This is a genomic window from Gluconacetobacter diazotrophicus PA1 5 (genome assembly GCF_000067045.1).
In the GTDB taxonomy this organism is placed as follows: Bacteria; Pseudomonadota; Alphaproteobacteria; order Acetobacterales; family Acetobacteraceae; genus Gluconacetobacter; species Gluconacetobacter diazotrophicus.
The window spans coordinates 3398555-3424346 of sequence record NC_010125.1; the positions used below are offsets into that span (position 1 = coordinate 3398555).

The following is a 25792-nucleotide window of genomic DNA, read 5'->3' on the forward strand; positions in this document are numbered from 1 at the left end:
GACAGGGCGTGATGCAAGTCGATATTCGCGCCGCCGCACGATTCTATGCCAGCCGGCCGGGGGAAAACACGGCCCGGCTGCTGCGCCAGCGGCTGCAGGCCTTCTGGCCGCATACCGGGGGGGATCGAGTACTGGGGCTGGGCTATACGCTGCCCTTCCTGCCGCTGTGGTCCCGGCCGGATCGCGGGCTGTGCGTTTCCGCCCGCCTGGATACGGCCGTCACGCGCGAAGCCCCGTCCGAGCGCGCGGCCGGCATCCATGACTGCCTGGTGGACGAGGGCCGCCTGCCCTTCCCCGAGCTGCATTTCGACCGCGTGGTGCTGGTCCACGCCCTGGAAGTCACCCACCGGCCCGACGACCTGATCCGGTCGGTCTGGAAGGTGATGAAGGATGACGGCAGGCTGCTGCTGGTGGTGCCGAACCGCGCCGGCTGGTGGGCCCATTCGGACGATACCCCGTTCGGCCAGGGCACCCCCTTTTCGCCCCGCCAGATCACCCGCCGCCTCGCCCATGCCTTCCTGCGCGCCGAACGGCACGACGGCGCGCTGTTCCTGCCGCCGGTCGCGGCCGCGCTGCGGCGCCTGGGCGCCGTCACCGAGGCCGTCGGCCACATGCTGCTGCCCGGACTGGGCGGGGTATTCGTGATCGAGGCGGTCAAGGACGTCTATTCCGGCGTTCCGGCCGCCCCCGCGCTGATCCGTGCCCCCCGCCGGATCTACGAACCCGGCCTGACCGCTCGATCCTGTGCCGCCCGCCACGCCGCCCGCCAGGGGGACCCGTCCGCCAAAGCAGGCTGACCGGCGGCGCGATCCGTGCCACACTTCGCGCCAGACGGGGCCCGGACCGGCTGGACCAGCCGGGACCGATGCTTGACCGTTACACCCGAACGCTTCATGAACCTCGGCCCATGTCCCTGATCCAGTCCCTGAAACTCGTCCTCGCCCGGCCGCACCCGGCCGCGCGTCCCTTTCTTCTGGCGTCGGGCGCCGCCGCCCTGGCGGGCCGGGCCCTGCCCTGGCGTCCGGCCCGATGGCTGGGCACCGCCAGCGGCCTGTTCTTCGGGTTCTGCCTCTATTTCTTCCGTGACCCGGAACGCGTGCCGCCGGTCGATACCCACCTGGCCCTGGCGCCGGCTGACGGCCATGTCGTATCGGTCGAGAAGGTCGTTCCGCCCGACTCCCTGGACATGGGCGACGTCCCGGTTTGGCGCGTCGCCACCTTCCTGTCGGTGCTGGACGTGCATGTGAACCGCATGCCCGCCGCCGGCACGGTCACGCGGGTAGCCTACCACCCCGGCCAGTTCCTGAACGCCAGCCTGGACAAGGCGTCCGAGCTGAACGAGCGCAACGCGCTGCGCCTGACCCTGCCGGACGGGCGGAACATGGCGGTGGTGCAGATCGCGGGGCTGATCGCCCGGCGCATCCTGTGCGACGCCGAGGAAGGCATGACCTATGAAGCCGGCGAGCGGTTCGGCCTGATCCGCTTCGGATCGCGCACCGACCTGTATCTGCCGCCGGGGGTCGAACCCCTGGTCACGGTGGGACAGACGATGGTCGGCGGCGAAACGGTCATGGCGCGTCTCTGACGCCGATGGATTCCCCCAACGTATCCCCTGGCGGCCCGCAGGACATGCCGGCGGTCCCGGTGCCCGAAGCGCCGGCGGCCCTGCGCCGGCCCCGGCGGCCGGGCCGCAGGCGGCGGCCCCGGGTTCGCGGTCCGTCCTTCAACCGGCTGATCCCCAACATCATGACGATGCTGGGGTTGTGCGCCGGGCTGACGGGCATGCGCTTCGCGCTGGACGAGCGGTTCGGCGACGCCGCCGTCGCGCTGCTGATCGCCGCGTGCATCGACGGGCTGGACGGGCGCATCGCCCGGCTGCTGCGCGGCACCAGCCGGTTCGGCGCGGAATTCGACAGCCTGTCGGACTTCCTGTGCTTCGGCGTGGCCCCGGGATTCGTGCTGTATCTGTGGGCCCTGCGTGACGCCGGGCGCTACGGCTACCTGCCCTGCATCATGTTCACCGTGTGCATGGCGCTGCGCCTGGCGCGCTTCAACGCCAGCCTGGACGATACGGACAAGCCCAAATACGCCAGCAGTTTCTTCACCGGCGTTCCGGCCCCGGCCGGGGCCGGGCTGGCGCTGTTTCCCGTCTTCCTGGGGCTGGAAGCCCGCAAGCTGGGGTGGGACGGCATCTACGCCATCACGCGCCTGCCCCTGCTGCCGGCCCTGACGCTCAGCGGCACGGCGTTCCTGCTGGTGTCCACCCTGCCGGTCTGGTCGTTCAAGAATTTCAAGGTGCCGTCGGCCTACGTGCTGCCGCTGATGCTGGGCACCGGCGCCTATGCCGCGGTCCTGGTGGCCGATCCGTGGGGCGCGCTGGCCGCGGCCGGGGTCATCTACATCGCGCTGCTGCCGCTCAGCCGCCGCAGCTTCCACCGCCTGAAGCGCGAGGCGCAGGATCTTCAGACCGAGGACGACAGCCCGGATTCCGCCACCCCGGCCTGACCGGCGACGTCGCGCTCCAGCACCCGCGCCAGCCCGGCCAGGATCGCCGCCGGCGAGGGCGGGCAGCCCGGCACCGTCACATCCAGCGTGGCGCGGCCTTCCAGCCCGCCCAGCACGGCGTAATTTTCGGGAAACGGGCCGCCATCGATCGCGCAGGCCCCGACCGCGACCAGCGCCCGAGGCTCGGGCATGGCATGCCAGGCGGCTTCCAGCACCGGCGCCATGGCCCGCGTCAGCGGACCCGTCACCAGCAGCACCTCCGCCAGGCGCGGCGTCGCCACGAACGCGATCCCGGTGGCCGGCAGGCCGTAGGCCGCCCCGTCCAGCGCCGCGACCTCCATCGCGCATCCCTCGCACCCGCCGGTCTCGACATGAAAGACCGCCAGCGGCCGCGCGCCCGTGACGGGCAGGCGAACGGCCGGGCGCCGGCCCGCCAGGATCGCGCGCAACAGGGCCATGGTCCCCTCCCTACAAATCCGCCGCGGCGGCGGACAGGCCGAACGACCGGACGATCATCGCCACGTCATCGGCATCCGCGCCCGCCAGCACATGCTCCAGCGCCGCGACATGTGCCAGCGCCGGATCACGCGCATGGGCCGCCCGCACCGCGCCGCCTTCCATCCTCACCCAGTACCACACCGCGCCGCGCGGCCCTTCGGCACAGCCCACGCCCTCGCCGTCGCGGCGGGGCGACGTCCCGGTTCCGGGGACCGGACCGTCCGCGCCGGCGGCTTCCAGGATGCGGGCGCTGCCGCCGATCTCGGCCAGGCGCAGGTCGATCCGCGCCGCCACGTCGCCGGCGCGGCGCACCCCGGTATCCAGCCAGCCCAGGCGATAGCCCGGCACCAGCCGGCGCAGATCGTCCTCCCGCGCCCGAGGCCCGGCCGGCCACCCCCGCCGACGCCCAGCATCCGGGCCGTGTGCTCGCCCAGCACGCCGCGCCCCGCCACCCGGGCCTCCAGGCCGGGCCAGTCCCGGCACCGTCCGACAGCACGCATGCGGCCCCGCACCAAGTCCGCCACCTGCCGGGCCACGGCCGCGATCGCGGCCCCTTCCTCGGCATCGCCGGTCCCGGCATGCCCGTCCGGGCCCTCCGGCCGCACCAGATCCATCAGCAGCCGATGCCCGAACATCCGGCCGCACAGATCCATGACGCTCTCGCGCAGGTATTCGCATTCCGCCGCCAGCGCCGTCGCCCCGGCTGCCCGGGCGGTGCGGGCGACGTCATGCAGATGGGTCGCCACCCGCTCGATTTCCGCCAGCAGCACGCGGCAGCGCTCGGTTCCGGTGCCGACCATGCTGTCGGACGCGGCCTCGATCGCCCGGCACAGGGCGGATTGATGGGCGACCGACGCCCCGGCCGCCGCCCGCCCGGCCAGGCGCACCGCCGCCGGGGCGTCCAGCCCGCACAGCCGCGCCATCACGCCGCGATGGGCATAGCCCAGCCGCCATTCCGCCCCCCCGACCGTATCGCGCCCCCCCAGCGCCAGACGCAGATAGCCCGGCGTGTGGTGCCCGCCGTCGGCCGGCCCGATACCCAGGATGGTCCCTCCGCCGGGCTGGGGCCGGAATTCCGGCGGATCGGGCGGCCAGGATACCGGGCCGGGCCGGGGACCCAGCGGCCAGGTCGCCGTCCAGACCCCATGATCCAGCCAGGGGCGCGTATCGCGCGCCTCCATCGCCTCGAACCCCCACAGGTCGTGTACGCACCGTTCCGGCAGCGACGCCGCCGGGCGCACGCCGGACAGGCCCAGGTAACGGCCGCCATAGGGGGCCACGCTGGCGACCAGCACCCGCTCGCCGCCCTCCAGGAACAGGGCATGCACGTTCTGCCCGTCGGCCCACAGCCCCACGAAGGGCAGCGGATCGCGGGCCAGCGTCGCGACCAGGTCGCGCCAGCCCTCTTCCTCCAGCCGGAACCGCCATGCCCCGGCCTCGGCCTCGCCCCGCCGGATCAGCGCGGCCGCGCCGCCACCGGACGCGAAGGGTCCGTTCGGCGTCATCGCACCACCAGCCCGACCAGCACCGCCATGCCGGCCAGCAGCAACCCGGTCACCAGCCATGCCACCGGCTCCTCGCCCGGGGGCGCGGCACGGATGGACCCGCGCCCCGCCACCACGGCCGCAACCAGCGGCACCAGAAGCAGGGGGGCCGCGTCACACACCGCGACCAGGGTCAGCACCAGGCCCCCGAAGGGCAGGAAGGGCGGACGCAGCGACCACGCCGCACCGCGCTCGCCCAGCGGCGCCGACAGGGCGGCCGATGCCAGCAACGCCACCATTCCCGCCATCCCGGCCCGGCCGCCGGCCCCCGCTGCCACCGCCGCCAGGCCGATCATGCCCCCCAGCGCCAGCCGGGCCGCCCGCGCGGGGGACGCGTCCCGCATCGGCAGGACCATCAGCCAGAGGGTCACGATGCCCAGCAGCATCGTCCCTGTCCCGTCCGGCCCCGCCACCAGGTGCCGCAGCACGGGAATGGCGGTCATGACCGGTGCCAGCGCCATGGCGGCCGGGGCGTCCCCGGCCACCATGACGACCGGTGCCGCGGGCCCCAGCCCCGCCACCGTGCCCAGCCCCACGGTCAGCAGCACACCGCCCAGGCCGTCCAGCCGCCCCGCCGCGTCCGGCGTCGCGACCAGCAGCACCGCCCCCGGCACCGCCAGCAGAATCCCGGACAGGTTGAGGCGGAACGCGTCCCAGCCCAACCGCGCCGCGCCGCGTGTGGTGGCGGTGGCCAGCGCCGCCAGCATCGCCACCCCGCCGACCGCCACCGCGCCGGATAGCGGGTCCGCGCACGCCGTCGCCACGGCCGACCCGCCGGCCAGCCCGTGCATCAGCGCCATCGTCCCCCGCGACGCCCCCGTGACCGTCCCTGGGGACACCCCCATGAACGCCCCTGGCGACGGCGACAGCATGACCAGGACCAGCGCCAGCAGCGGCAGGGGCAGCAGCACGCGCAGCAGCCCGGACGGCACGGCGAAGGGCGTCGCCGGCCATGCCCCGCCCAAACAGGCGGCCAGGACGGCCAGCACCAGCCCGGCCGCCGCCAGGCCGATCGAAGCGGCGCGGACCGAGGGTCGCGGACAGGCCGCCAGCATCGCCATCGACAGGAAGGGCCAGCACAGCGCCAGCGGCATCAGCAGCGGCGCGGCATTCATCCCACGTTCCTCCACGCGATCCGGCGCAGGCAGACGAACGCCACCAGCATCAGCGCCGCCTGCAGCACCACCACACCGGCCAGCATGCCCCCCCGCCCGGACAGGCCCGCCAGCAGCATCAGCCCGTTCACCGCCGCCGCCAGACCCGCGCATTGTCCCACCACCGACCGGCGCACGGCGGCCGCCAGCACGCCGCACAGAATGACCGTCAGCGCGGCGATCAAACCCGGTCGCGTCGCCATGTCGACCAGCCCGCGCGGCACCGCGACAACCGCCAGGACCGTCAGCATCAGCCCCGCGCCGACACCCACCGCGCGCTCCCGCGCGGTGGGCGGATCGTCCTCCAGCCGCGCCAGGCCCCAGGCCAGGGGCAGCACCACCGCCAGCACGCACACGGCCGCCAGGCAGGGAAGCAGCGGTGCCGCCGTGCCCGATGCCGCGGCCAGCAGCGCCATGGCCACCAGCCCCCCCTGCCACAGCAACGCCGCCCCGCGCCCCCCGGACAGGACGACCGACGCCACGATCAGCACCCCCAGCAGCAGCGACAGCATCATCCGAACTCCCGCCCCGCGAACAGGACCACCACCGCCAGCAGCGCGAACAGCACCGACAGGACCAGCCGGGCCCGCTGTGCCCGGACCGGAGCCAGCACCACCACCCGCACGGCCACGATGCCGGCACACGCCACCCCGACCCGCGCCAGCCACGCCGCCACCGCCCCCAGCAGGGACAGCGGGGTGGCCGCCCCGCCGTCCACGGGCACCAGGCCGCCGGGCCAGGCAAGGTCCCCCGCCAGCGTGATCCAGGCCAGCAGCGCCATGTCCCGCGCCAGTTCCAGTGCCGCCCGGTCCCGGCCGCCCAGATCGGCCAGCAGGTCCGCCGCCCGGGCATCGTCGCCCGGCCCGATATCCGGGCCCGCCAGCAGCAGCGCCACGGCGGCCAGGATCAGCGGCGTCCGTGCCCCGTCATGTCCGGGTATGCATGCGGGTCAGGATGGCATCGATTCCGCCATGGCCCGTCGCCAGCACCGCCCCCGCCACCACCAGGGGAAAGACCGCCTGCATCACCGCCAGCGCGGCGCCGGTGCCCGCCGCCGCACGGCCGGACCGCGCCTGGCCCGCCGCCAGGGCCGGCCCCAGCAACGCCAGCCGGACCAGCACCAGCAGGCCCGCGACCAGCAGCAGGTCCGACAGGCCGGAACCCGGCAGCCCCAGCGCGAAGGACGGCACCAGCACGCACGCCGCCACGGAAGCCGCCAGTGCCAGGGCCGGCATGACGTCCGCCATGCCGGCCGCGCGCAGTCCCCGCTGCCGCGCCAGCGCCAGAAGCCGGCGCCAGCGCATCCGCACCGGCATGGGCCGATCGCCGCCCAGCTGCGCCACGCCCGCCGCCACCACACCGCGCACGACCGGCGCCAGCGCCACCATCATCGTCACATGCACGGCCAGCAGCACGCACCCCAGCAGCAGCCCGATCATGGCCGGCCCCACAGCCGCGCCAGCGCCGCGACCGCGATCCACAGCAGGACCAGGATCATCGCATGGCGCGCCGCCTGCGCCGCCGCCCATTCCGTCAGCACCCGGCCCCAATCGGCGGCACCAGCGCCCGGCCTGCATGCCCCGCCGCACCACGCCCCGCGCCGGCCGCGTGGCGTCCAGGATCGCGTCGATCTGGCTGACGAACAGCGCCGGCCCCGCCTGCGTCGCGGCATCGCCGAACGGCATCCAGGGCGGCGAAGGGGGCGCACCCTCAGTCCAGGCCGCGACCGGACGGGATGCCGGGATGCCGGCCAGACGCGCCGCCGCCAGGACCAGCCCCCCCGCCAGCAGCAGAAGCAGCACGATCCCGGCCGGATAGAACACGCCATCCCCGCCCGGCGCGGCCAGGCCCAGCCAGGGCGGTTGCGCACCCGACGGAACCATGCGCACCAGTCCGGCCGCCTGCCACCCCGCCGCGCGCGTCAGCCACAGCCACAGCCCCGGCAGCAGGGACAGTGCCCCCGCAACCCCCAGGCAGGCCAGGGGCGCGCGTAGCGCGGCGGCGGTGCAATCCACCGCGCCGGCGGCACGCGGCGTGCGCGGCCGGCCCAGCACCACGCAGGCCACCAGCCGCAGCGTGGCCAGCATCATCAGCCCGGACACCAGCCCCACCCCGCTCAGCACCAGCAGGGGCGCGATTTCCCCCGCCAGTCCCTCCGCCCGCGGCAGGGCCAGCAGGGAGTGCACCACCAGCCAGAGGACGGCGAAGCCGGCCAGCGGCGGCAGGCCGCACCCCACCGCCAGCGCCAGGACCAGCACCCCGGACGCGCGCGGCATCAGCGCGGCCAGCCCGCCCGCCCGGGCCAGGGCCAGCGGCCCCGCCGCCGCCGCGATGTCCCGCAGGACCAGCAGCACCGCCAGCATCGCCATGCCGACCCCGCCCAGCAGCAGCACCAACGCGCGAAACGCCCCCAGCGCCAGCAGCGGCAGGTCATCCGCGCGCCCCACCACCACCAGCCCGACCAGCAGCAGCCCCAGCCCGCCCCATGCGGCCAGCAGCCCGGACAGCACCCGCGCGGCATCGGGCGCCGTCAGGGCCCGTGATCCCCCCGCCAGCGCCGCCAGCAGCCCCACGGCCGCGACACCCCCGCCCCACGCCGCCCCGACCGGGGCGGCGGGCCAGTCCACCAGCATCCGCACCGCCAGGCAGCACCCCGCGACCAGCCCCGCCAGGTCCCGGACCGACGCGGGCGCGACATGCCGCGCGCCCGACAGCGGACGCGGCGACAGGCCCATCAGCGCCGCGGCCGCGACCAGCACGGGCCCGGGCAGAACCGACAGGCGCCACGCGTCCCCGCCCGACAGCAGGGCCGTCCCCAGCGCCACCGCCGCCACGCCCCATGATCCGCTTGCGGGGGCCCCTCTGGGGCCGCCCCCGGGGTCGCGCGGCAGAACCACCAGCGCGGCGGCACCGACGCAGAACAGGACCGGATTGCCGGTCGCGACCGTCAGGGCGGCGCAGGCCAGCCCGGCATCCCGCGCGCCGGACATCAGGCCGAACAGCGTCAGGACCAGCAGGAACGGCAGGGACATGGCATCGACATGCAGGATGGCCGCGCCGAACCGCGCGTCCCCGCTGGCCGGAAAGCACGCCAGCGCCAGCCCCGCCAGCAGGGCCAGCCCCCATCCGGCCCGCAGCGCATGACGGCCCACGGGCAGCGTCGTCAGGCTGGCGAGCAGCAACCCCGACAGGACAAGAGTCAGAAAAAGCGGAAGGATGCGCCCAATCCCCGAATCACGGGCCAAATCACGGCACGATCAAACCACGCCGCTCAGATCATGGCGAGGGGAACCTTGCGTGCCGGCGGCGGGATCGAGCGGTCGATCGCGGCCAGGTCCTCGGCATTCAGCGCCAGTTCGGCCGCCGCGATGTTTTCACGCTGATGCGCCGGGCTGCCGGCCTTGGGAATCGCCACCAGATTGGGCTGGCGCAGCACCCAGGCCAGCGCCACCTGCGCCGGGGTCGCCGGACCCAGCGTGGTTTCGTGCCGCGCCGCGATCCGCGCCAGCACCGGCGCGCGCAGCAGGTCGCCCCCCTGCCCCAGCGGGGAATAGGCCATGGTCAGGACATGCCGGCGCCGGTCGGCCTCCAGCAGGTCGAATTCCACCCCGCGATAATCCAGGCTGTAGAGAACCTGGTTGGCGGCGCAGTGCACGCCCCCCGTGACGTGGGCCAGCGTGTCCATGTCGCCGGCATCGAAGTTCGATACGCCCCAGGCCCCGATCAGCCCCTCGTCCTTCAGCCGCTCGAACGCCTCGACCGTCTCCTCCAGCGGCACGGCGCCCTGCCAGTGCAGCAGGTACAGGTCGATCCGGTCCGTCCCCAGCCGCCGCAGCGAGGCCCGGCAATGTTCCGGCACCTGCCGGCGCGAGGCGTTGGAGGGCACGATCTTCGTGACCAGGTAGACCTCGTCCCGGCGTCCGGCGATCGCCTCGCCGACCAGGCTTTCGGATCGCCCGCTGCCATACATCTCCGCGGTATCGATCAGCCGCAGCCCCTGATCCAGCCCGCCTCGCAGGCTCTCGATCTCCTGCGCGCGCCGGTCGGCACGGTCGCCGAGCGCCCAGGTGCCCATGCCCAGGGCGGGAAGCCGCGTGCCGTCGGCCAATGTGACGGAACCCATCATGCCGGATCTCCTCCTGCCTGTGCCGGCCCGCCCATCAAGCCTTGCGGGCCCAGCCTTTTGCCTGCTGCTGCCAGTAGACGAGCGTATGCCCGGCCTCGCGGCATGTCACCCATCGCCGGCGCGCGGCTGCCACCGCATCCGCGTCGCTGCCGTCGAACAGGTCGAACACCCGTTCGAACGTCCCGGCATCCGGACAGACAACGCCGTCGATCGCAAAAAGATAGGTCGCGCCATTGGGCACGTCCGGGCCGTCGGTCAGCCAGATCGGCTGCAGCGCACCATGGCCCATGGCGGCGCTGCCATGCGGCAGCCAGACCGGATCGGCGGACTGCCACAGCGCCTCGTCCATCGCCTTCACCCGCGCCGCGTCGCCGCACCGCAGGACGGCACGCCGCCCGGCATCCAGCGTGCGCCCCAGCAGGGCCGGCAGCGCCTGTTCCACCGGGGTCCGCGTCAGATGATAGAAGCCGATTTCCGCCATGCTTCCCTTTCCCCTGGAGTGTGTCCGCATTCCCTAACAGGCTGTCGGATTGGGCGCTGCCGTAGTGATGAGTGATGGCGACGACGGCGTTTATGCGGCCGTCAGTCGCGTGATCCTACGGCAATTATATGCGAGGGCGACGAGCGTCCATTCTGTTGCGACGTTGGGGAGGCCACGGAGATGGAAACGGGTGAAGCCCATGGCGCTCTTGATGATACCGAAGACCGGTTCGACGGTCTGCTTGCGTAAGGCGTAAAGGGCTTTTGCCGGGTTCTGTTGCAGCCTGGCCTTCATTTCCAGGCGCCAGGGCTCGGTGATCCGGCGCGGCTCCCTGGGTGGCGGTTCTGGCCGGAAGTCATAAGGGCGCCGATTCACAGGGCGTCCGATGGCGACCAGCGGGTCCACGCCGCTGGCCTGCAACGTTTCGACGGCTTTGCCGCTGGCGAAACCCGTGTCGGCGAGGACGGTTCGTGGCAGGCCGATCCTCTCCTCCATACCCAGGATGGTGGCGGCGAAGCTGGGCGCGTCCGCCGTCGTCGCAACGACGCCATTTTCCAAGATCAACTGGCTGCCCTCGGCACAAACCACGGCCTGGGCATTGTAGGCTTGCCGGTATTCATGCGCGTCGGAGCGGCGCATCAGCTTGCTGTCCGGATCGGTCAGGTTGATCTGCCGGTCTGGTGGCGGTTCATCGTCCGGTTCTTTCGGCGGCCGACCGCGCCGTCCCCGCTTCGCATCAAAAGCTGCCTTCTTGCGCTCATATTCTGGTCGGGCGGTCTTGGCCTGCTCGCGGGCTTCCGCCTCCAGTCGCGCACAGGCTTCATCCAGCTTTGCCTTCAGAGCCTCCCGCCGGGCCAGTTCCTCCGGCAACGCCTGATGATCCACATCGGTTGTATCCGCCGCCTCTGCCCGTTCCATCAGGGTGGAGATATCGGTGGCCAGTTTCTCGCGCAGCTCTTTCGCGCGATCATAACGAATGGAACGGTATTTCGAGGCATTGGCATCGATCTTCGTGCCGTCGATCGACACCGTGCCAAGCCGCACCAGTCCCGTCTCGCGTGCCAGCAGGAGTACATGCATGAACGCTGCCTCGATCGCCGTGCGGTTGCCGCGCCGGAACGTCGCGATCGTGTCATGGTCAGGATGCAGGTTCGCCGCCACAAAGCGCATACCGATATCACGATATGTCGCCCGTTCGATCCGACGCGATGAGAACACGCCGTTCGCATAGGCGTAAATCAGCAGCGCCAGCATCAGGCGCGGATGATACTGCGCCTTGCCGCCAGTCCGCACAGGAACGGAAAATGCCCTCAACGGCACCCGCTCTACCGCCGCCACGATGAAATGCGCCACATCGTCCGACGGCAGCCATGACTTCAGATCCGGCGGCAGAAGATACGGCTGCGATCGATCAAACGGAATGAAGCTGCTCATCCTGAAAGCTTACCGCAGATCGCCAGAGCCAGGTACCCCAACCCGACAGCCTGCTAAAGCGTGTCCGGGAACGTAGGCTGGTGAGCGAGAACGGCCCGCAAGGCCGCGCCCGGCGTGTGTCTGCGAGCACCGGAGCGCAACAGACGCGCGCCGGATCGCCACCAGCGCGCGTTTCCGGACACGCTACTCATGGTACTCGCGGACGAACTGGTCCAGCAGCCGCACGCCGAAGCCCGATGCGCCCTTCGGGGTGCAGGGCACGCCCTTCTTCGCCCAGGCGGTCCCGGCGATGTCCAGATGGGCCCAGGGCACGTCGTTGACGAAGTATTCCAGGAACTTGGCGGCGGTGATTGCCCCCGCCGGCCGGCCGCCGACATTCTTCAGGTCCGCGATATCGGACTTGATCTGCTCGCGATAGGAATCGGACAGCGGCATGCGCCACAGAAGCTCGCCGGTTTCCTCGCCCGCCGCCAGCAGATGCCCCGCCAGCGCGTCGTCGTTCGAGAACAGCCCCGCGTGCCCATGCCCCAGGCTGACGACGATCGCCCCGGTCAGGGTCGCCAGGTCGACCATCAGGCGCGGCTTGAAGCGGCCCTGCACGTACCAGAGCACATCCGCCAGGACCAGGCGCCCCTCGGCATCGGTGTTGATGACCTCGACCGTCTGGCCGGACAGGGTCCGCACCACATCGCCGGGCCGCTGGGCGTTGCCGGCCAGCATGTTCTCGACCAGCCCGACCGCGCCCACGACATTGACGCGCGCGCCCCGTCCCGCCAGGGCCGCCATCAGCCCCACCACGGCGGCCGCGCCGGCCATGTCGGTCTTCATCTCCTCCATCCCGGCGGCGGGCTTGATCGAGATGCCGCCGGAATCGAAGGTCACACCCTTGCCGATGAAGGCCAGAGGCGCGGCGTCCGCCTCGCCGCCGTTCCAGCGCATGATGACGGTGCGCGGCGGCGCGTCGCTGGCCTGGGCGACGCCCAGCAGCGCGCCGAAGCCCAGATCCGCCATCGCGTCGCGGTCCAGGATCTCGACCTCCACGCCCAGGTCGCGCAGATCCTCGATCCGGGCCGCGAATTCGGGGGGACGCAGCACGTTCGCCGGTTCGCTGACCAGGTCGCGGGCCAGGCAGATGCCCCGCGTCACCGCCGAGAGGTCGGTCCACGCCGCCGCCTGCCCGGCGTCCGGTGCCAGGATCGTGATCTCCTCCAGCCGCCAGCGCGACTCCTCGGCCGGGCGGGTCTGGTAGCGGTCGAAGCGATAGGCCTCCAGCGCCGCGCCATGGGCCACATGGGCCAGCAGTTCGGACGGGACGGCATCGGCCGCGACCCACGCCGCCTCGGCCAGGGTGCCCAGTGCCTTCACCGCGGCGGCCGATGCGGTCTCGACGACCCGCACGCCGATCTCCGCCGCCTTGCCCAGCCCGACCAGCACGATCCGGTCGAACCCGCCCCCGGGCGCCAGCAGCATGCAGGTCCGCCCCCTGGTGAAGCGGAACGACGAGGCCTCGACCGCGCGGGTCAGCGCGCCGCCGGTCGCCGAATCGGCGGCGGTGAAGGAGGCCGGACGCGGGCCGTCCTCGGACACCAGAAGGGCCAGGGTGCCGTCGGCCGGAAGGGCGGCGGATGAAAAACCTGTCTGCAGCATGAGGGCGCTCCGGGTGGGGTTGCGGGGGACGGCGGGTCCCTCGATTTTGCCGGGCAGAATGCCCCATGCGCGGCCGTCTGTCCAAAACATGCGCCGACACTGCCCGCGCGCGCGAAAGGCGCATGACGCGCGGCGGGGAGTAAGCTAATGCCAAGGCATGACGCATTCATCCTCTCTCCTGCAGGCTGGCGACCAGGCGCTGCTGGACCTGGCGACCCGACTGGCCGACGAGGCCGCCGCCCTGATCCGCGCCATCCGCGCGCGCGGGTTCGAAACCGTCACGAAGTCGGATTCGTCCCCGGTGACCGAAGCCGACCACGCCGCCGAGGCTCACATCCTGGCCGGGCTGCGCGCCGCGTTCCCGCACATCCCGGTCATTGCCGAGGAAGAGGCCGCCGCCGGTATCCGCGTCGCGGGCGGCAAGACGTTCTGGCTGGTCGATCCGCTGGACGGCACGAGGGAATTCGCCGCGGGCCGCGACGATTTCACCGTCAATATCGGGCTGGTCCGCAACGGCCGCGCCGTGCTGGGCGCGGTCGCCCTTCCGGCCTATCACCAGCTCTATGCCGCCCATGTCGCCACCGGCGCCATGCGCATCGACGCGGACGGCACCCACGCGATCCATGCCCGCCCGGCACCCGGGGAAGGGCTGACGGTGCTGGCGTCGCGCCATTACGCCGACGATCCGCGCCTGGCATCGTTCCTGGGGGGGCACCGGATCGCGCATCTGGGCAATATCGGGTCCGCCGCGAAGTTCATCCGCGTGGCGGAAGGCGCGGCCGATCTCTACCCCCGGCTGGGCACGACCATGGAATGGGACACCGCCGCCCCGCAGGCCGTGGTCGAGGCCGCGGGCGGCAGCGTCGCCCTGCTGGACGGCACGCCCCTGCGCTACGGGAAGCCCGACTGGCGCAACCCGCATTTTATATGTGCGGGAAAGCGGGAGCATTCATGAGCGCACCGCGTTATGATCCAACCGAACCAACGGCTTGAGCGGACGGGCAGAGGAGTCATGACAGAGCGTCTGGAGGCAAACGACGCCGGCATCGCCCGGGCGGCCGATCTGCTGCGGGCGGGGGGATTGGTGGCATTCGGGACCGAGACCGTCTACGGCCTGGGCGCGGACGCCACCAACGACACCGCCGTGGCACGCATCTTCGCCGCCAAGGAACGCCCGCGCTTCAACCCGCTGATCAGCCATTTCCCCGATGCCGAGGCGGCCTTCGCCCAGGCCGCGCCCAACGACGTGGCGCGGCGCCTGGCCGAACGGTTCTGGCCCGGGCCGCTGACGATGGTGCTGCCGCGCCAGCCAGGCAGCACCATTTCGGACCTCGCCGCCGCCGGCCTGCCGTCGGTGGCGGTGCGCGTGCCGCGCGGCGCCATCACCACCGCCCTGCTGCGCGCCGTGGGCCGGCCGGTGGCGGCGCCTTCGGCCAACCTGTCGGGCCGGGTCAGCCCCTCGGACGCCTATCACGTGCTGCGGGGCCTGTCCGGCCGCATCGATGCGGTCCTGGATTCCGGCCCCTGTCCGGTCGGGGTCGAAAGCACGGTGCTGGACCTGACGGGCACCGCGCCGATGCTGCTGCGTCCCGGCGGCGTGACGGTCGAGGCGTTGAGCGAGGTCTGCGGCCCGATCTCGCACCCCGACGATTATGCCGACACGCTGCCGCTGTCGCCCGGCCGCCTGGCCTCGCACTACGCCCCGGGCCTGCCGGTGCGGCTGGACGCCCATGACGTGGCGGCGGACGAGGCCCTGCTGGCCTTCGGGCCGGAACTGCCCGGCGCCGGCCTGGTGTGGAACCTCAGCCCCGCCGGACGGCTGGACGAGGCCGCCGCCCGCCTGTTCGCCGGCCTGCGCTTCCTGGACAGCGAGGGCGCGCGGCGCGGCCTGGTCCGCATCGCCGCGATGCCGATCCCGCGCGTCGGGCTGGGCATGGCCATCCGCGACCGGCTGCGCCGCGCGGCCTCTCCCCGGCCGGCATGACGGGACACCCGCATGACGACCGTTCCCCTTCCCGCTGATCCGTGGCCATGAGCGACAAGTTCGACCCCAAGGAACTGAAGATCCTGTCGGATATCCTGGCCCTGGTGCTGGAGGAACATCCGGGACAGTCCGCGAACGCGCTCGACGCGCTGCGCAACCGCGCGCGGCGGAACGGCACCACGGGCGGCGCGCTGAAGAACCTGTTCACGGCCATCGCGCCCAGCCCGCCGCCCCGCGCGCAGCCCCGTCCCCGCGCGCCGCGCGGCGCGGGGGCCGCCGCAAGCGCGACGGAAATGCAGGCCGCCCGGGTCCGGATTTCCCAACTGACCGAAAGCCTCAACCGGCTCGACATCGACCTGCGCCATGCCCGCGCCCGGGCCGAGGAACTGCGCTCGCAGCTCTACCTGACCCAGCAGGCGCGGGCGGAAACCCAGGCCGCCCTGTCGGTCATGCAGGCACGGCCCATGCCCCGACGCCGGTCGATCGTCGTCCTGGCCTTCGCCGTGGGCGCCCTGGCCGGGATCGCCGGCATGGCCGGCATGGAATTCCTGCACGCCCTGGATACCCCGACCGCGCCCTACAGCGCCACCGCGCTGAAATAGGCCTCATTACTTTTCCCGGAATCATTGCATGACCGCCTGCCCCGCCCCGACCGCCGACCTGCTGGACCGTCTGGCACATCTGCTGGGTCCCTCGGGCATCCTGACCGCCCCGTCGGACACCGATCCGTACTGCACGGACTGGCGGGCGCTCTATCACGGCCGCACCGCCGCCGTGCTGCGCCCCGCCGACACCGCCGAACTGGCCCAGGCGGTCACGCTGTGCGCCCAGGCGGGGGTGGCGATGGTGCCGCAGGGGGGCAACACAAGCATGGTGGGGGGCGCCACCCCGGACGACAGCGGGCGCGAGGTCGTGATCTGCCTGTCGCGCATGAACCGCGTGCGCCGGATCGATCCGCTGGACCACACGATGGAAGTCGAGGCCGGGGTGACGCTGAAGGCCGCGCAGGACGCCGCGCGCGAGGCCGGGCTGATGCTGCCGCTGTCGATTTCATCGGAAGGCTCGGCCCAGATCGGCGGCGTGCTGGCCACCAATGCCGGCGGCAACAACACCGTGCGCTACGGCAACGCGCGGGAACTGGTCCTGGGGCTGGAGGTCGTGCTGCCGGACGGCAGCGTGTTCCACGGGCTGCGCCGCCTGCGCAAGGACAACACCGGATACGCCCTGCGCCAGCTGTTCGTGGGGTCCGAGGGCACGCTGGGCTTCATCACCGCCGCCATCCTGCAGCTTCAGCCGCAGCCGCGCGCGACCGAGGCCGCCCTGTGCGCGGTCGCCGACGCCAAGGGCGCGCTGGCGCTGTTCGCGGCCTTCCGCGCGCAGGACCCGGCGCTGATCCAGGCGTTCGAATACATGTCCGGCGCCGGCATGGACCTGGTCACGCGACTGGTCCCGGGCGCCAGCCTGCCGCTGGCCGAACCGGCACCGGCCTACGTGCTGGTCGAACTGGCCACCCCGCGCGCCAATGCCGACCTGCGCGGGGCGCTGGAGGACGTGCTGGGCGCGGCGCTGGAGGACGGCACGGTCACCGATGCGGTGATCGCCGAGAGCGAGGGCCAGCGCATGGCCCTGTGGAAGCTGCGCGAGGAACATGCCGAGGCCCAGCGCCGCGCCGGCGCCAGCGTGAAGAACGACGTCTCGGTCCCGGTCTCGCACGTGCCGGAACTGATCGACCGGGCCACCGCCGCCTGCGCGGCCCTGATCCCGGGCATCCGCCCGGCGCCGTTCGGCCATATCGGCGACGGGAACATCCATTTCAACCTGGTCCAGCCCGAAGGCATGGACCCGGCCGCCTTCCTGGCACTGGACCACCGGATCATGGATACGGTGGGGGCCATCGTGCGCGACCTGGACGGCTCCTTCTCCGCCGAACACGGGGTGGGGCGGCTGAAGCCCTACATGATGCCGGACTGGCGCGGCGGCGCCGAACTGGCCACGATGCGCCGGATCAAGGACGCGATCGACCCGCGCGGCCTGCTGAACCCCGGCGCCATATTTCCCCCCGATACGGGGAATCCGGCCCGCGTGACCCCGGACGCATGACCCCGGACGATCCGGCTGCATAACAGTCGTATAGCACCTATGCCGCGGGGCTTTCGCCGGGCCCCCGGCGGGGCTACACATGCGTATGTCGTTCGCCCGATCCGTCACCCGACTGCAGCCGAGATCGCGCCTGCCGATGCTCGACCGCTATGTCCTGCGGCAATTGCTCGTGGCCCTGCTGGCCACGACGGGCGGCCTGTCGGCGCTGATCTGGCTGACCCAGTCGCTGCATTTCGTCTCGCTGGTGGTCGAGCGCGGGCTGTCGCTGCGGGTCTTCATCGGGCTGACCAGCCTGCTGGTCCCCTCCTTCGTCGCCGTCATCCTGCCGATCACGACCTTCATCGTCGTGCAGTTCGTCTATCAGCGGCTGGCCGGGGACAGGGAACTGACGGTCATGCGCGCCGCCGGCCTGTCGCCCTTCTTCATCGCGCGGGCGGGGCTGCTCTGCGCCACCATCTCGGTGGTGTCGTGCATGATCCTGAACATCTGGATCGTGCCGCTGTCCTTCCATGCCTTCAAGCAGTACGAATTCCAGATCCGCAACCGAATGGCGGCCTTCATGCTGCAGGAGGGCGTGTTCACCCCCGTATCGCCCACCATGACCGTCTATGTCCGCTCCCGCGATCGCGACGGTACGCTGCACGGCATCGTGGTCGAGGACGACCGCCAGCCCGACAATCCGTCGACCGTCCTGGCCCAGCGCGGCACGATGCTGGTCGTCGACAACCAGCCGCGCGTGGTCCTGTATGACGGCTCGCGGCAGGAGATCGACCGCAAGAGCGGACGGCTGAACGTCCTGACCTTCAGCCGCAACACGATCGACCTGACATCCTCCCGCGGGGACCAGGCGCGCTTTCGCGACGCGACGGAAATGTCGCTGCATGAACTGCTGCACCCCGACCCGCAGGAGGTCGCCCCCCGCGACCGCGGCAAGTTCGCGGTCGAGGCCTGGCGCCGGCTGACCGCGCCGTTCACCGCGTTCTCCTTCGCCATGGTCGGGCTGGTCGCCGTGCTGCGGGGCGCCTTCTCCCGCCATGGCAACATCATCCGCCCGGCGGTCGCGATCCTCAGCGTCGTCAGCCTGCTGGCGCTCAGCCTGATGGTGCAGAACCTGGCCAGCCGCAATACCAGCCTGATCCCCCTGATGTGGGTCGAGGCGATCCTGCCCGGGATCGCCTGCGCGCTGATGCTGTTCCTGCCGGAACTGAAATGGCGCGATGCCGGCGCCCAGCCCGGCCTCGACGCGCCGGCCATGACGGAAACGGGCCGGTCATGACGGTTTCCGTCACCCTGTCCTTCTATATCGCCCGGCAGTTCACGCTGGCGGTCATGGCGATGATCCTGTCGCTGACGGGGCTGGTCTCGCTGTTCGATTTCATCGACCTGCTGCGCCGCGTGGCCACCCGGCCCGACGTGCCGACCAGCCTGGCCAGCGAGATCGCGCTGCTGCACGTCCCCTATTTCATGATCGAGATCCTGCCCTTCGGCGTGCTGCTGGGCGGGATCGTGTGCTTCTGGCGGCTGACCCGGTCGTCCGAGCTGATCGTGGCGCGCGCGGCCGGGATTTCGGCCTGGCAGTTCCTGACCGGCCCGCTGTCCTGCGCGCTGCTGATCGGCATCCTGGCCACCGGGGCCCTGTCGCCGCTGTCGTCCATCATGTATCGCCAGGCGGAAACGCTGGACCACGTCTATCTGCGCAGCGGCGGCCCGCTGAACCTGTCGGACGGCGCGCTGTGGCTGCGCCAGGCCGATTCCGGCCTGGTTCCCCACGGGGTCGCGATCCTGCATGCCCGCAGCGTCCACCTGCAGGGCGGGGTCCTGCGGATCGGCGGCATCAGCCTGTTCCGGCTGGACGATACCGACCATCTGATCGTCCGGATCGAAGCCCCCGAGGGCTATCTCGGCCGGAAGGTCTGGATTTTCCAGGATGCCAGGACGATCCGCCCCGACCGCCTGCCCGTCCCGGCGGGCCGGTTCGTCATGCCGACCGACCTGACCGTTCCCCGCGTGCAGGAAAGCTTCGCCTCGCCCGACACGCTGTCGGTCTGGGCGCTGCCCGGCTTCATCGCCCTGCTGGAACGTTCGGGCTTTTCGTCCATCCGCCACCGGCTGCATTTCCAGACCCTGCTGACATTGCCCATCCTGGCCGGCACCATGGCGCTGGTGGCGGCGGGCTTTTCGATGCGGCCGACGCGGCGCGGCGGCGTCGCGCGCATGATCGGCAGCGGCGTCGCCGCGGGGTTCGCCCTGTTCACGATCTCGAAGGTGGCCGCGCAATTCGGCGAATCCGGGGCGATGCCGCCGCTGCTGGCCGCCTGGGCCCCGACCGGAGCAGGACTCTGCCTTGCAGTTTCTCTGCTGCTTCATCTAGAAGACGGATGATGCCGATCCTGATGTCCCGTCGCCTGTTTCGCCCTGCCCGGGGCCAGCGTTCGCAGGCGCGTGGCACATTGCTGGCTGCCGGCCTGCTGGGCAGCACGTTCCTGGGCGCGGTCATCCAGGTTCACCGCGCCCATGCGCAGGTCCAGGCCAAGCCGATCAAGATCACGACCGGCAGCCCCATGTCGCAGTCGGCCCCCGTCACGTTCCAGGCGGACACCGTCACCTACGACAACGCGCGGGGCATCGTGACCTGGACCGGCAACGTCCAGATCTGGCAGGAAGACCACGTCCTGCGCGCCGATACGGTGACGTACGACCGCAATACCGGCATCGCCGCCGCCCACGGCCACGTCGCGATGGTGGAACCCGACGGCACGGTCATCTTCAGCGACTACGCCGAACTCAGCAACGGCATGCGCGACGGCATCATGACCCGCCTGCATATGCTGATGACCGAAAACGCCAAGCTGGCGGCCAACGGCATGCGGCGCACCGGGGCCAAGGTCAACGACATGGCGCGCGCCGTCTACACGGCCTGCAACATCTGCGCCCAGCATCCCGAACGGCCGCCCTTCTGGCAGTTGCGGGCCTATGACGCGATCGACGATACCGAACACAAGCGCATCGACTTCCGTGACGCCTATCTGGACATGTTCGGCATTCCGGTCATGTACATGCCCGCCTTTTCGATGTCCGACCCGTCGGTCAAGCGGCAGAGCGGCTTCCTGACGCCGGGGATCACGCCGCATGACCGCTATCTGGGCGCCTATGTCACCATCCCCTATTACTGGGTGATCGACAAACAGTCCGACATGACGATCCAGGGTCTGCTGTCCACCCGGACGGGCCCCCAGGTCAGCACCCAGTACCGCAACGCGCTGAATTTCGGCACGCTGAACATCCTGGCCGGCCTGGCCTACGACACCAACCGCCAGGGGTCGTACGTGAACACCTTCGGCAACACCACGGGCACGTCCGACGAGCACGGCATACAGGGCTACATCTTCGCCCAGGCGCAGGCGTCGATCACGCGCGCCTGGCGCGCGGGGGCGAACATCAACCTGGCCACGTCGGCCGACTACATGCGCGACTATCGCGTGTCCGGCTACGGCCAGGAAATGCTGACCTCGAACGTCTATCTCGAAGGGTTCGGAACCGGGTCCTATTCGCGCGTCGACGCCCAGGCCTACCAGGGCCTGAACCAGGGCGTCATCCGCGACAACGAACTGCCGTGGGTGCTGCCGCGCTACACCTACAGCTATTTCGGCCAGCCCGACGCGTGGGGCGGCCGGCTGGCGGTGGATACCACCGATTTCTACGTCTATCGCGCATCCGGCGTCTCGGACCAGCGCGGGCAGCTCTCGCTGAACTGGGACCGGCCGTTCCGCAACCATCTGGGCCAGCTCTGGAAGCTGACCCTGCACCTGGAATCGGCCATCCACCGGGCGACCAGCCTGAACCAGCAGCCGATCTACGCCCCGACCACGACCCGCCAGCAGATCACGGGCCAGGTCCTGCCGACGGTCGCGCTGAAGATGAACTGGCCGTTCCTGCGGGGCTTCATGAACGGCAAGGGCACCCAGATCCTAGAACCCATCGCCCAGGTCATCGCGGCGCCCAACACCGGCAACAGCCGCAACAGCAACCTGCCGAACGAAGACAGCCTGTCCTACGAATTCACCGATTCGACGCTGTTCGCGATCAACCGCTACCCGGGGACCGACCGGCTGGACGGCGGCCTGCGCGGCAATTTCGGCGTGCATGGCAACTGGACGTGGAACGGGCATGAAATCGATACGCTGGTCGGCGAAAGCCTCCAGGAGCATATCGACCACAACCGCATTCCCTATTCCGGGCTGAACCACCATTTTTCCGACGTGGTGGCGCGCGCGCGCTTCGCGCCGAACCAGTATATCGACTTCACCGGCCGCACCCGGATCGACCCGTATGCCGGCCGGATCGATTTCGGCGACGCGCTGGTCAGCACCGGGGTAAAGCATTTCCACCTGACCAGCGGCTATGTCTACGAACCGGTGACGCCGTATTATTATTATGCCACCAACATCCAGACGGCGAGCCCCAACGCGGCCTATTATGTGCGCACGAACGAGGTGACGGTCGGTGCCAACACCAACTGGCAGAACTACAGCCTGTCGGCCTTCGTCCGCCGCAGCCTGTCGCGCCAGCAATTCGTCAGCATGGGCGGCAACGCCGGCTACAACAATGACTGTTTCGGCTTCAACCTGATGTATATCAAGCAATATACGTCGATCGGCGGCCAACAGCGCAATTCGACCATCATGTTCACCCTGACCTTCAAGACCATCGGTGCCTTTGGTATTCGTGGCTGATCCGATGCGTGAGAGACCGAGCAGAATGCGACGCCGCCCCACCAAGACCGGTTTTTCCTCGAATGTCATGGCATGCCTGCTGGCGGCCGGGCTGGCGGCCGTCGCCGGCGGCCCGGCGCTGGCCGCCCGCCATGCGCCCCCCCCCGCTTCCGCCCATTCATCCGACCAGTCGGACGCGACGAGCCAGGATGCGATCATCGCCATCATCGACGGCACGCTGCTGACCCGCCGGGACGTGGACAATCGCGGACGGCTGTTCGCGCTGTCGGCGGGCCTGACGCTCAGCGACGACGTCATGGCCCGGCTGCGGCCGCAGATCCTCCGGCAGCTGATCGACGAGCGCCTGCGGCAGAACGAGATGCTCTCGCGCCACATCAACGTGTCGCCCGACCAGATCGCCGCCTCGATCGCCGACATCGAACGCCGGAACGGCATGCCGAAGAACGCCCTGCGCGACCGGCTGGCCCAGGACGGAATTTCGCTGACCACCATGATCGACCAGATCCGCGTGCAACTGGGCTGGTCGCAGGTGCTGCGCGAGGAAATGGGAACCCGCGGCCGCATCACCGCGGCCGAGATCTCCCAGCGCGAGGAGGCCCTGCGGCACGAGGACGGCAAGCCGCAATACCTGATCAGCGAAATCTTCATCCCGGTCGACGATCCCCGCCATTCCGAGGACGAGCTGAAATTCACCCAGACCATCATCCAGGAACTGCGCAACGGCGCGCCGTTCCCCATCGTGGCGGCCCAGTTCTCGCAGAACCAGGCGGCGCTCGAAGGCGGATTGATGGGCTGGGTGCAGGAGGACAGCCTGGACCCGCAGGTCGTCGAAATCGCCAAGGCCATGCCGCCCGGCGCCATTTCCAACCCGATCCGCGTCGCGGGCGGCTATGTCATCGCGACGCTGAACGGCCGCCGCGTGATCGGTCACCAGATGGGCACGCTGGTGTCGCTGCGCGAGGCGTTCATTCCCTTCACCACGCCCCTGGACCCGCAGGCGCCGAGCGAGCAGCAGCGCGATGCGCTGAAGCAGGCGCAGCAGATTTCCACGACCGTGCATTCGTGCCCGGAGCTTGAGGCGATCAACCACAAATTCGGCGACAAGCACCCGTCCAATCCGGGCGACGTGCAGCTCGAACGCGTCAACGAGCAGATGCAGAAGGTCCTGACCGGCCTGACCCCGGGCCAGGCCAGCCATCCGCTGGTGGCCCCCGACGGTATCGCGGTGCTGATGGTCTGCTCCCGCCAGCAGAAGAACTTCGCCCAGCAGACCCCCAGCGACATCGCCGACCAGCTGATGAACGAACGGGCGGAACAGACGTCGCGCCAGCTGGATCGCGACCTGCATCGCCGCGCCATCATCGAAATGCGCTCGAAGGTATGAGGCAGCCGCTCTGACCACTCCACCCCTGCCCGGTAGCCAGCCGTTGCTGGAACCGCTGCGCGACGTGATCGCCCGCCACGGGCTGGATGCGCGCAAGGCCCTGGGCCAGCACTTCCTGCTGGACCCCGGCATCACCGCACGCATCGCCGCCCTGGCCGGGGACCTGACGGGCCGGCATGTCGTCGAGGTCGGCCCCGGCCCCGGCGGCCTGACCCGTGCCCTGCTGGACAGCCCGGCCGAGACGGTCACGGCGGTGGAAGTCGATGCGCGCGCGGTCGCGATCATCGCCGAACTGGCCACCCTGTTCCCGGGCCGCCTGCACCTGGTCGAGGCCGACGCGACGCGCCAGGACCTGACGCGGCTCTGCCCCGCCCCGCGCCAGGTCGTCGCCAACCTGCCCTATAATGTCGGCACGCCGCTGCTGGTCGGCTGGCTGCGCCAGGCATCGGCCTGGGAACGGCTGACCCTGATGTTCCAGATGGAAGTCGCCGAGCGGATCTGCGCCGCCCCCGACAGCGCCCAGTACGGCCGCCTGGCCGTGCTGGCGCAATGGACCTGCCGGTGCGCCCTGGTCATGCGCATCCCCCCCGGCGCGTTTTCGCCGCCGCCCAAGGTCTATTCCGCCGTCGTCAGCCTGATCCCCCACGCGACCCAGCCCGACCCCGCCCTGTTCCGCGCCATGGAACAGGTCACGGCGGCGGCGTTCGGCCAGCGGCGCAAGATGCTGCGCGGCTCCCTGCGCCCGATCGGCGGCGAAGCCCTGCTGGCCGCCGCCGGCATCGACGGCGCCCGCCGGGCGGAAACGCTGGATATCGCGGAGTTCGACCTTCTGGCGCGGTGCCACGCGGAAAGGCAGGGGCTCCCCCCCTGACCCGCCAAAGGGCTCGGCCCTTTGGAAACCCGGTCGTTTTTCTTCCTACCCTGCCCTGGCCCGGCTACGCACGCGCGGGCGGCGCGTCGCCGCCGCGTCGCGTTCCACATCGACCATATAGTCGCGCGTCAGCGGCACGGCGTCGATCGACCGTGTGATCTGGAGCTGGAAATTCATGTGCCCCTGCACGCGGAAGGACAGTTCCGCCGCAGCCAGATAGAATTCGAACATCCGGCAGAACCGTTCATCGTACATCGCGGCGACCCGCTCGCGATTGGCGGCGAAGCGGTCGCGCCACAGCGCGATGGTCTTGGCGTAATGCAGGCGCAGGATCTCGCAATCCGTCACCCACAGGCCGGATTTTTCGATCGCCGCGAAGGTTTCGCTCAGCGCGGGCGAATAGCCGCCGGGAAAGATGTAGCGATCGATCCAGGGATTGGTCGAACCCGGCCCGTCATGCCGCCCGATGGAATGCAGCAGCATGACCCCGTCCGGAGCCAGGATATTCGCCACGAGGTCGAAGAACTGGCGATAATGGCCGATCCCCACATGCTCGAACATGCCGACCGATACGATGCGGTCGAAACGCCGCGTCACGGCCCGGTAATCCACCAGTTCGAACCGCACCCGGTCCGCCAACCCCTCGTCCCGTGCCCGCTGCCGCGCCACGCCAAGCTGTTCCTCGGACAGGGTGATGCCGGTGACCCGTGCGCCGTACTCCCGCGCCAGCGTCAGCGCCATGCCACCCCAGCCGCATCCGATATCCAGCACTTCCAGGCCCGGGCGGTCCAGCCGCAGCTTGGCGGCGATATGGCGCTTCTTCGCCACCTGCGCCTCTTCCAGCGTCTCGTCCCCACGCGGAAAATAGGCACAGGAATATTGGCGGTCGCTGTCCAGGAACAGGTCGTACAGCGCACCGTTCAGGTCGTAATGGTGCGCGACATTGCGCCGTGCGCGGGACGCCGGATTGAACTGCGTCCAGGTCCGCTTGCCGTAGCGGATCACCGCCGCCACCGATTCGCCGATATGGCCGGCCTGCATGCTGTTGGCCATCAGGACGTCCAGCAGGTCGTACAGCGTGCAGCCCGTGGGCACGACCAGACCGTCCATATAGGCTTCGCCGAACGCCAGGCCGGGATTGACGATCAGGCGCCGCTCGACCGACGGGGAGAGAATGCGCATCGCCGCGACTGGCCCAGGCGTGCCGACATAGGTCCGCCGCGTGCCGTCGGAATAGACGACGTCCAGCCGCCCCAGCGAGATGAAACTGCGAAAGATCCTGTCTATCAAGGGCGTCATGGACTCACCTCTCTTCTTTCGGCCGGGCCCGA

24 protein-coding genes are annotated in these 25792 nt (G+C 70.8%); 12 read left to right on the plus strand and 12 right to left on the minus strand.

Annotated elements, in window-relative coordinates; genetic code table 11:
* The first annotated feature begins 11 nt into the window (after positions 1–11).
* From GDI_RS15670 to GDI_RS15680, 3 genes are all read left to right on the plus strand, one after another.
* Entirely contained in the window at positions 12–797 is a 786-nt protein-coding gene (locus GDI_RS15670; RefSeq protein ID WP_012227790.1) for a methyltransferase domain-containing protein, read from the plus strand.
* 110 nt (positions 798–907) lie between these two features.
* The gene (locus tag GDI_RS15675) at positions 908–1585 is read left to right on the plus strand and encodes a phosphatidylserine decarboxylase (RefSeq protein WP_012227791.1); all 678 of its coding nucleotides are present in this window, start codon (positions 908–910) and stop codon (positions 1583–1585) included.
* Positions 1586–1590: 5 nt separating this feature from the next.
* The gene (locus GDI_RS15680; protein ID WP_012227792.1) at positions 1591–2505 is read left to right on the plus strand and encodes a CDP-alcohol phosphatidyltransferase family protein; all 915 of its coding nucleotides are present in this window, start codon (positions 1591–1593) and stop codon (positions 2503–2505) included.
* Here the strand turns inward: GDI_RS15680 and GDI_RS15685 are convergent.
* The 11 genes from GDI_RS15685 to GDI_RS15730 form a co-directional block, all read right to left on the minus strand.
* Complete coding sequence (locus GDI_RS15685; protein WP_012227793.1) at positions 2463–2963, minus strand: NADH-quinone oxidoreductase subunit B family protein; 501 nt, start codon at positions 2961–2963, stop codon at positions 2463–2465. The genes GDI_RS15680 and GDI_RS15685 overlap by 43 nt on opposite strands.
* Positions 2964–2973: 10 nt before the next feature.
* On the minus strand, positions 2974–3132 hold the full coding sequence (locus GDI_RS20000; RefSeq protein ID WP_162098036.1) for a hypothetical protein: 159 nt from the start codon (positions 3130–3132) through the stop codon (positions 2974–2976).
* Complete coding sequence (locus tag GDI_RS15690) at positions 3129–4508, minus strand: hypothetical protein (RefSeq protein ID WP_012227795.1); 1380 nt, start codon at positions 4506–4508, stop codon at positions 3129–3131. Before GDI_RS15690 ends, GDI_RS20000 begins: the two co-directional genes overlap by 4 nt.
* Positions 4505–5662 (minus strand): hypothetical protein, encoded by a 1158-nt coding sequence (locus GDI_RS15695; protein WP_012227796.1) that lies wholly within the window; start codon positions 5660–5662, stop codon positions 4505–4507. The genes GDI_RS15690 and GDI_RS15695 overlap by 4 nt, the downstream gene beginning before the upstream one ends.
* Positions 5659–6216, minus strand: coding sequence for a hypothetical protein (locus GDI_RS15700; RefSeq protein ID WP_012227797.1), 558 nt, complete (start codon positions 6214–6216; stop codon positions 5659–5661). Before GDI_RS15700 ends, GDI_RS15695 begins: the two co-directional genes overlap by 4 nt.
* Positions 6213–6596: a hypothetical protein gene (locus GDI_RS15705; protein ID WP_012227798.1), complete on the minus strand. Its 384-nt coding sequence runs from the start codon at positions 6594–6596 to the stop codon at positions 6213–6215. Before GDI_RS15705 ends, GDI_RS15700 begins: the two co-directional genes overlap by 4 nt.
* Before the next feature lie 31 nt (positions 6597–6627).
* A complete protein-coding gene (locus GDI_RS15710) occupies positions 6628–8946 on the minus strand; it encodes a hypothetical protein (RefSeq protein ID WP_012227799.1) in 2319 nt (772 codons plus the stop codon).
* 26 nt (positions 8947–8972) lie between these two features.
* On the minus strand, positions 8973–9827 hold the full coding sequence (locus GDI_RS15715; protein WP_012227800.1) for an aldo/keto reductase: 855 nt from the start codon (positions 9825–9827) through the stop codon (positions 8973–8975).
* A gap of 34 nt (positions 9828–9861) precedes the next feature.
* A complete protein-coding gene (locus GDI_RS15720; protein WP_012227801.1) occupies positions 9862–10308 on the minus strand; it encodes a DNA polymerase III subunit chi in 447 nt (148 codons plus the stop codon).
* A 90-nt stretch (positions 10309–10398) separates the two neighbouring features.
* On the minus strand, positions 10399–11742 hold the full coding sequence (locus GDI_RS15725) for an IS1182-like element ISGdi13 family transposase (RefSeq protein ID WP_012223140.1): 1344 nt from the start codon (positions 11740–11742) through the stop codon (positions 10399–10401).
* A gap of 183 nt (positions 11743–11925) precedes the next feature.
* The gene (locus tag GDI_RS15730) at positions 11926–13389 is read right to left on the minus strand and encodes a leucyl aminopeptidase (RefSeq protein WP_012554719.1); all 1464 of its coding nucleotides are present in this window, start codon (positions 13387–13389) and stop codon (positions 11926–11928) included.
* 157 nt (positions 13390–13546) lie between these two features.
* Between GDI_RS15730 and cysQ the strand changes: the two genes are divergently transcribed.
* The 9 genes from cysQ to rsmA all read left to right on the plus strand — a co-directional run bounded on the left by cysQ (position 13547) and on the right by rsmA (position 24461).
* Positions 13547–14344, plus strand: coding sequence for a 3'(2'),5'-bisphosphate nucleotidase CysQ (cysQ, locus tag GDI_RS15735; RefSeq protein ID WP_012227803.1), 798 nt, complete (start codon positions 13547–13549; stop codon positions 14342–14344).
* A gap of 57 nt (positions 14345–14401) precedes the next feature.
* Positions 14402–15373, plus strand: coding sequence for an L-threonylcarbamoyladenylate synthase (locus GDI_RS15740; RefSeq protein ID WP_012554718.1), 972 nt, complete (start codon positions 14402–14404; stop codon positions 15371–15373).
* A gap of 47 nt (positions 15374–15420) precedes the next feature.
* Entirely contained in the window at positions 15421–15975 is a 555-nt protein-coding gene (locus GDI_RS15745) for a hypothetical protein (protein WP_012554717.1), read from the plus strand.
* A gap of 28 nt (positions 15976–16003) precedes the next feature.
* A complete protein-coding gene (locus GDI_RS15750) occupies positions 16004–17473 on the plus strand; it encodes an FAD-binding oxidoreductase (protein ID WP_012227806.1) in 1470 nt (489 codons plus the stop codon).
* A 79-nt stretch (positions 17474–17552) separates the two neighbouring features.
* Positions 17553–18749: an LPS export ABC transporter permease LptF gene (gene lptF / locus GDI_RS15755; protein ID WP_012227807.1), complete on the plus strand. Its 1197-nt coding sequence runs from the start codon at positions 17553–17555 to the stop codon at positions 18747–18749.
* Positions 18746–19855 carry an LPS export ABC transporter permease LptG gene (lptG, locus tag GDI_RS15760; RefSeq protein ID WP_012227808.1) on the plus strand — a complete coding sequence of 370 codons (1110 nt, stop codon included), beginning with the start codon at positions 18746–18748 and terminating at the stop codon, positions 19853–19855. The genes lptF and lptG overlap by 4 nt, the downstream gene beginning before the upstream one ends.
* Positions 19852–22206, plus strand: coding sequence for an LPS-assembly protein LptD (locus GDI_RS15765; protein ID WP_012227809.1), 2355 nt, complete (start codon positions 19852–19854; stop codon positions 22204–22206). The genes lptG and GDI_RS15765 overlap by 4 nt, the downstream gene beginning before the upstream one ends.
* A gap of 25 nt (positions 22207–22231) precedes the next feature.
* Positions 22232–23590: a peptidylprolyl isomerase gene (locus GDI_RS15770; protein WP_012554716.1), complete on the plus strand. Its 1359-nt coding sequence runs from the start codon at positions 22232–22234 to the stop codon at positions 23588–23590.
* 43 nt (positions 23591–23633) lie between these two features.
* A complete protein-coding gene (gene rsmA, locus GDI_RS15775) occupies positions 23634–24461 on the plus strand; it encodes a 16S rRNA (adenine(1518)-N(6)/adenine(1519)-N(6))-dimethyltransferase RsmA (protein ID WP_012227811.1) in 828 nt (275 codons plus the stop codon).
* 45 nt (positions 24462–24506) lie between these two features.
* On the opposite strand, the gene GDI_RS15780 is transcribed toward rsmA, so the two are convergent.
* Positions 24507–25760 (minus strand): SAM-dependent methyltransferase, encoded by a 1254-nt coding sequence (locus GDI_RS15780; protein WP_012227812.1) that lies wholly within the window; start codon positions 25758–25760, stop codon positions 24507–24509.
* Positions 25761–25792: the final 32 nt, after the last annotated feature.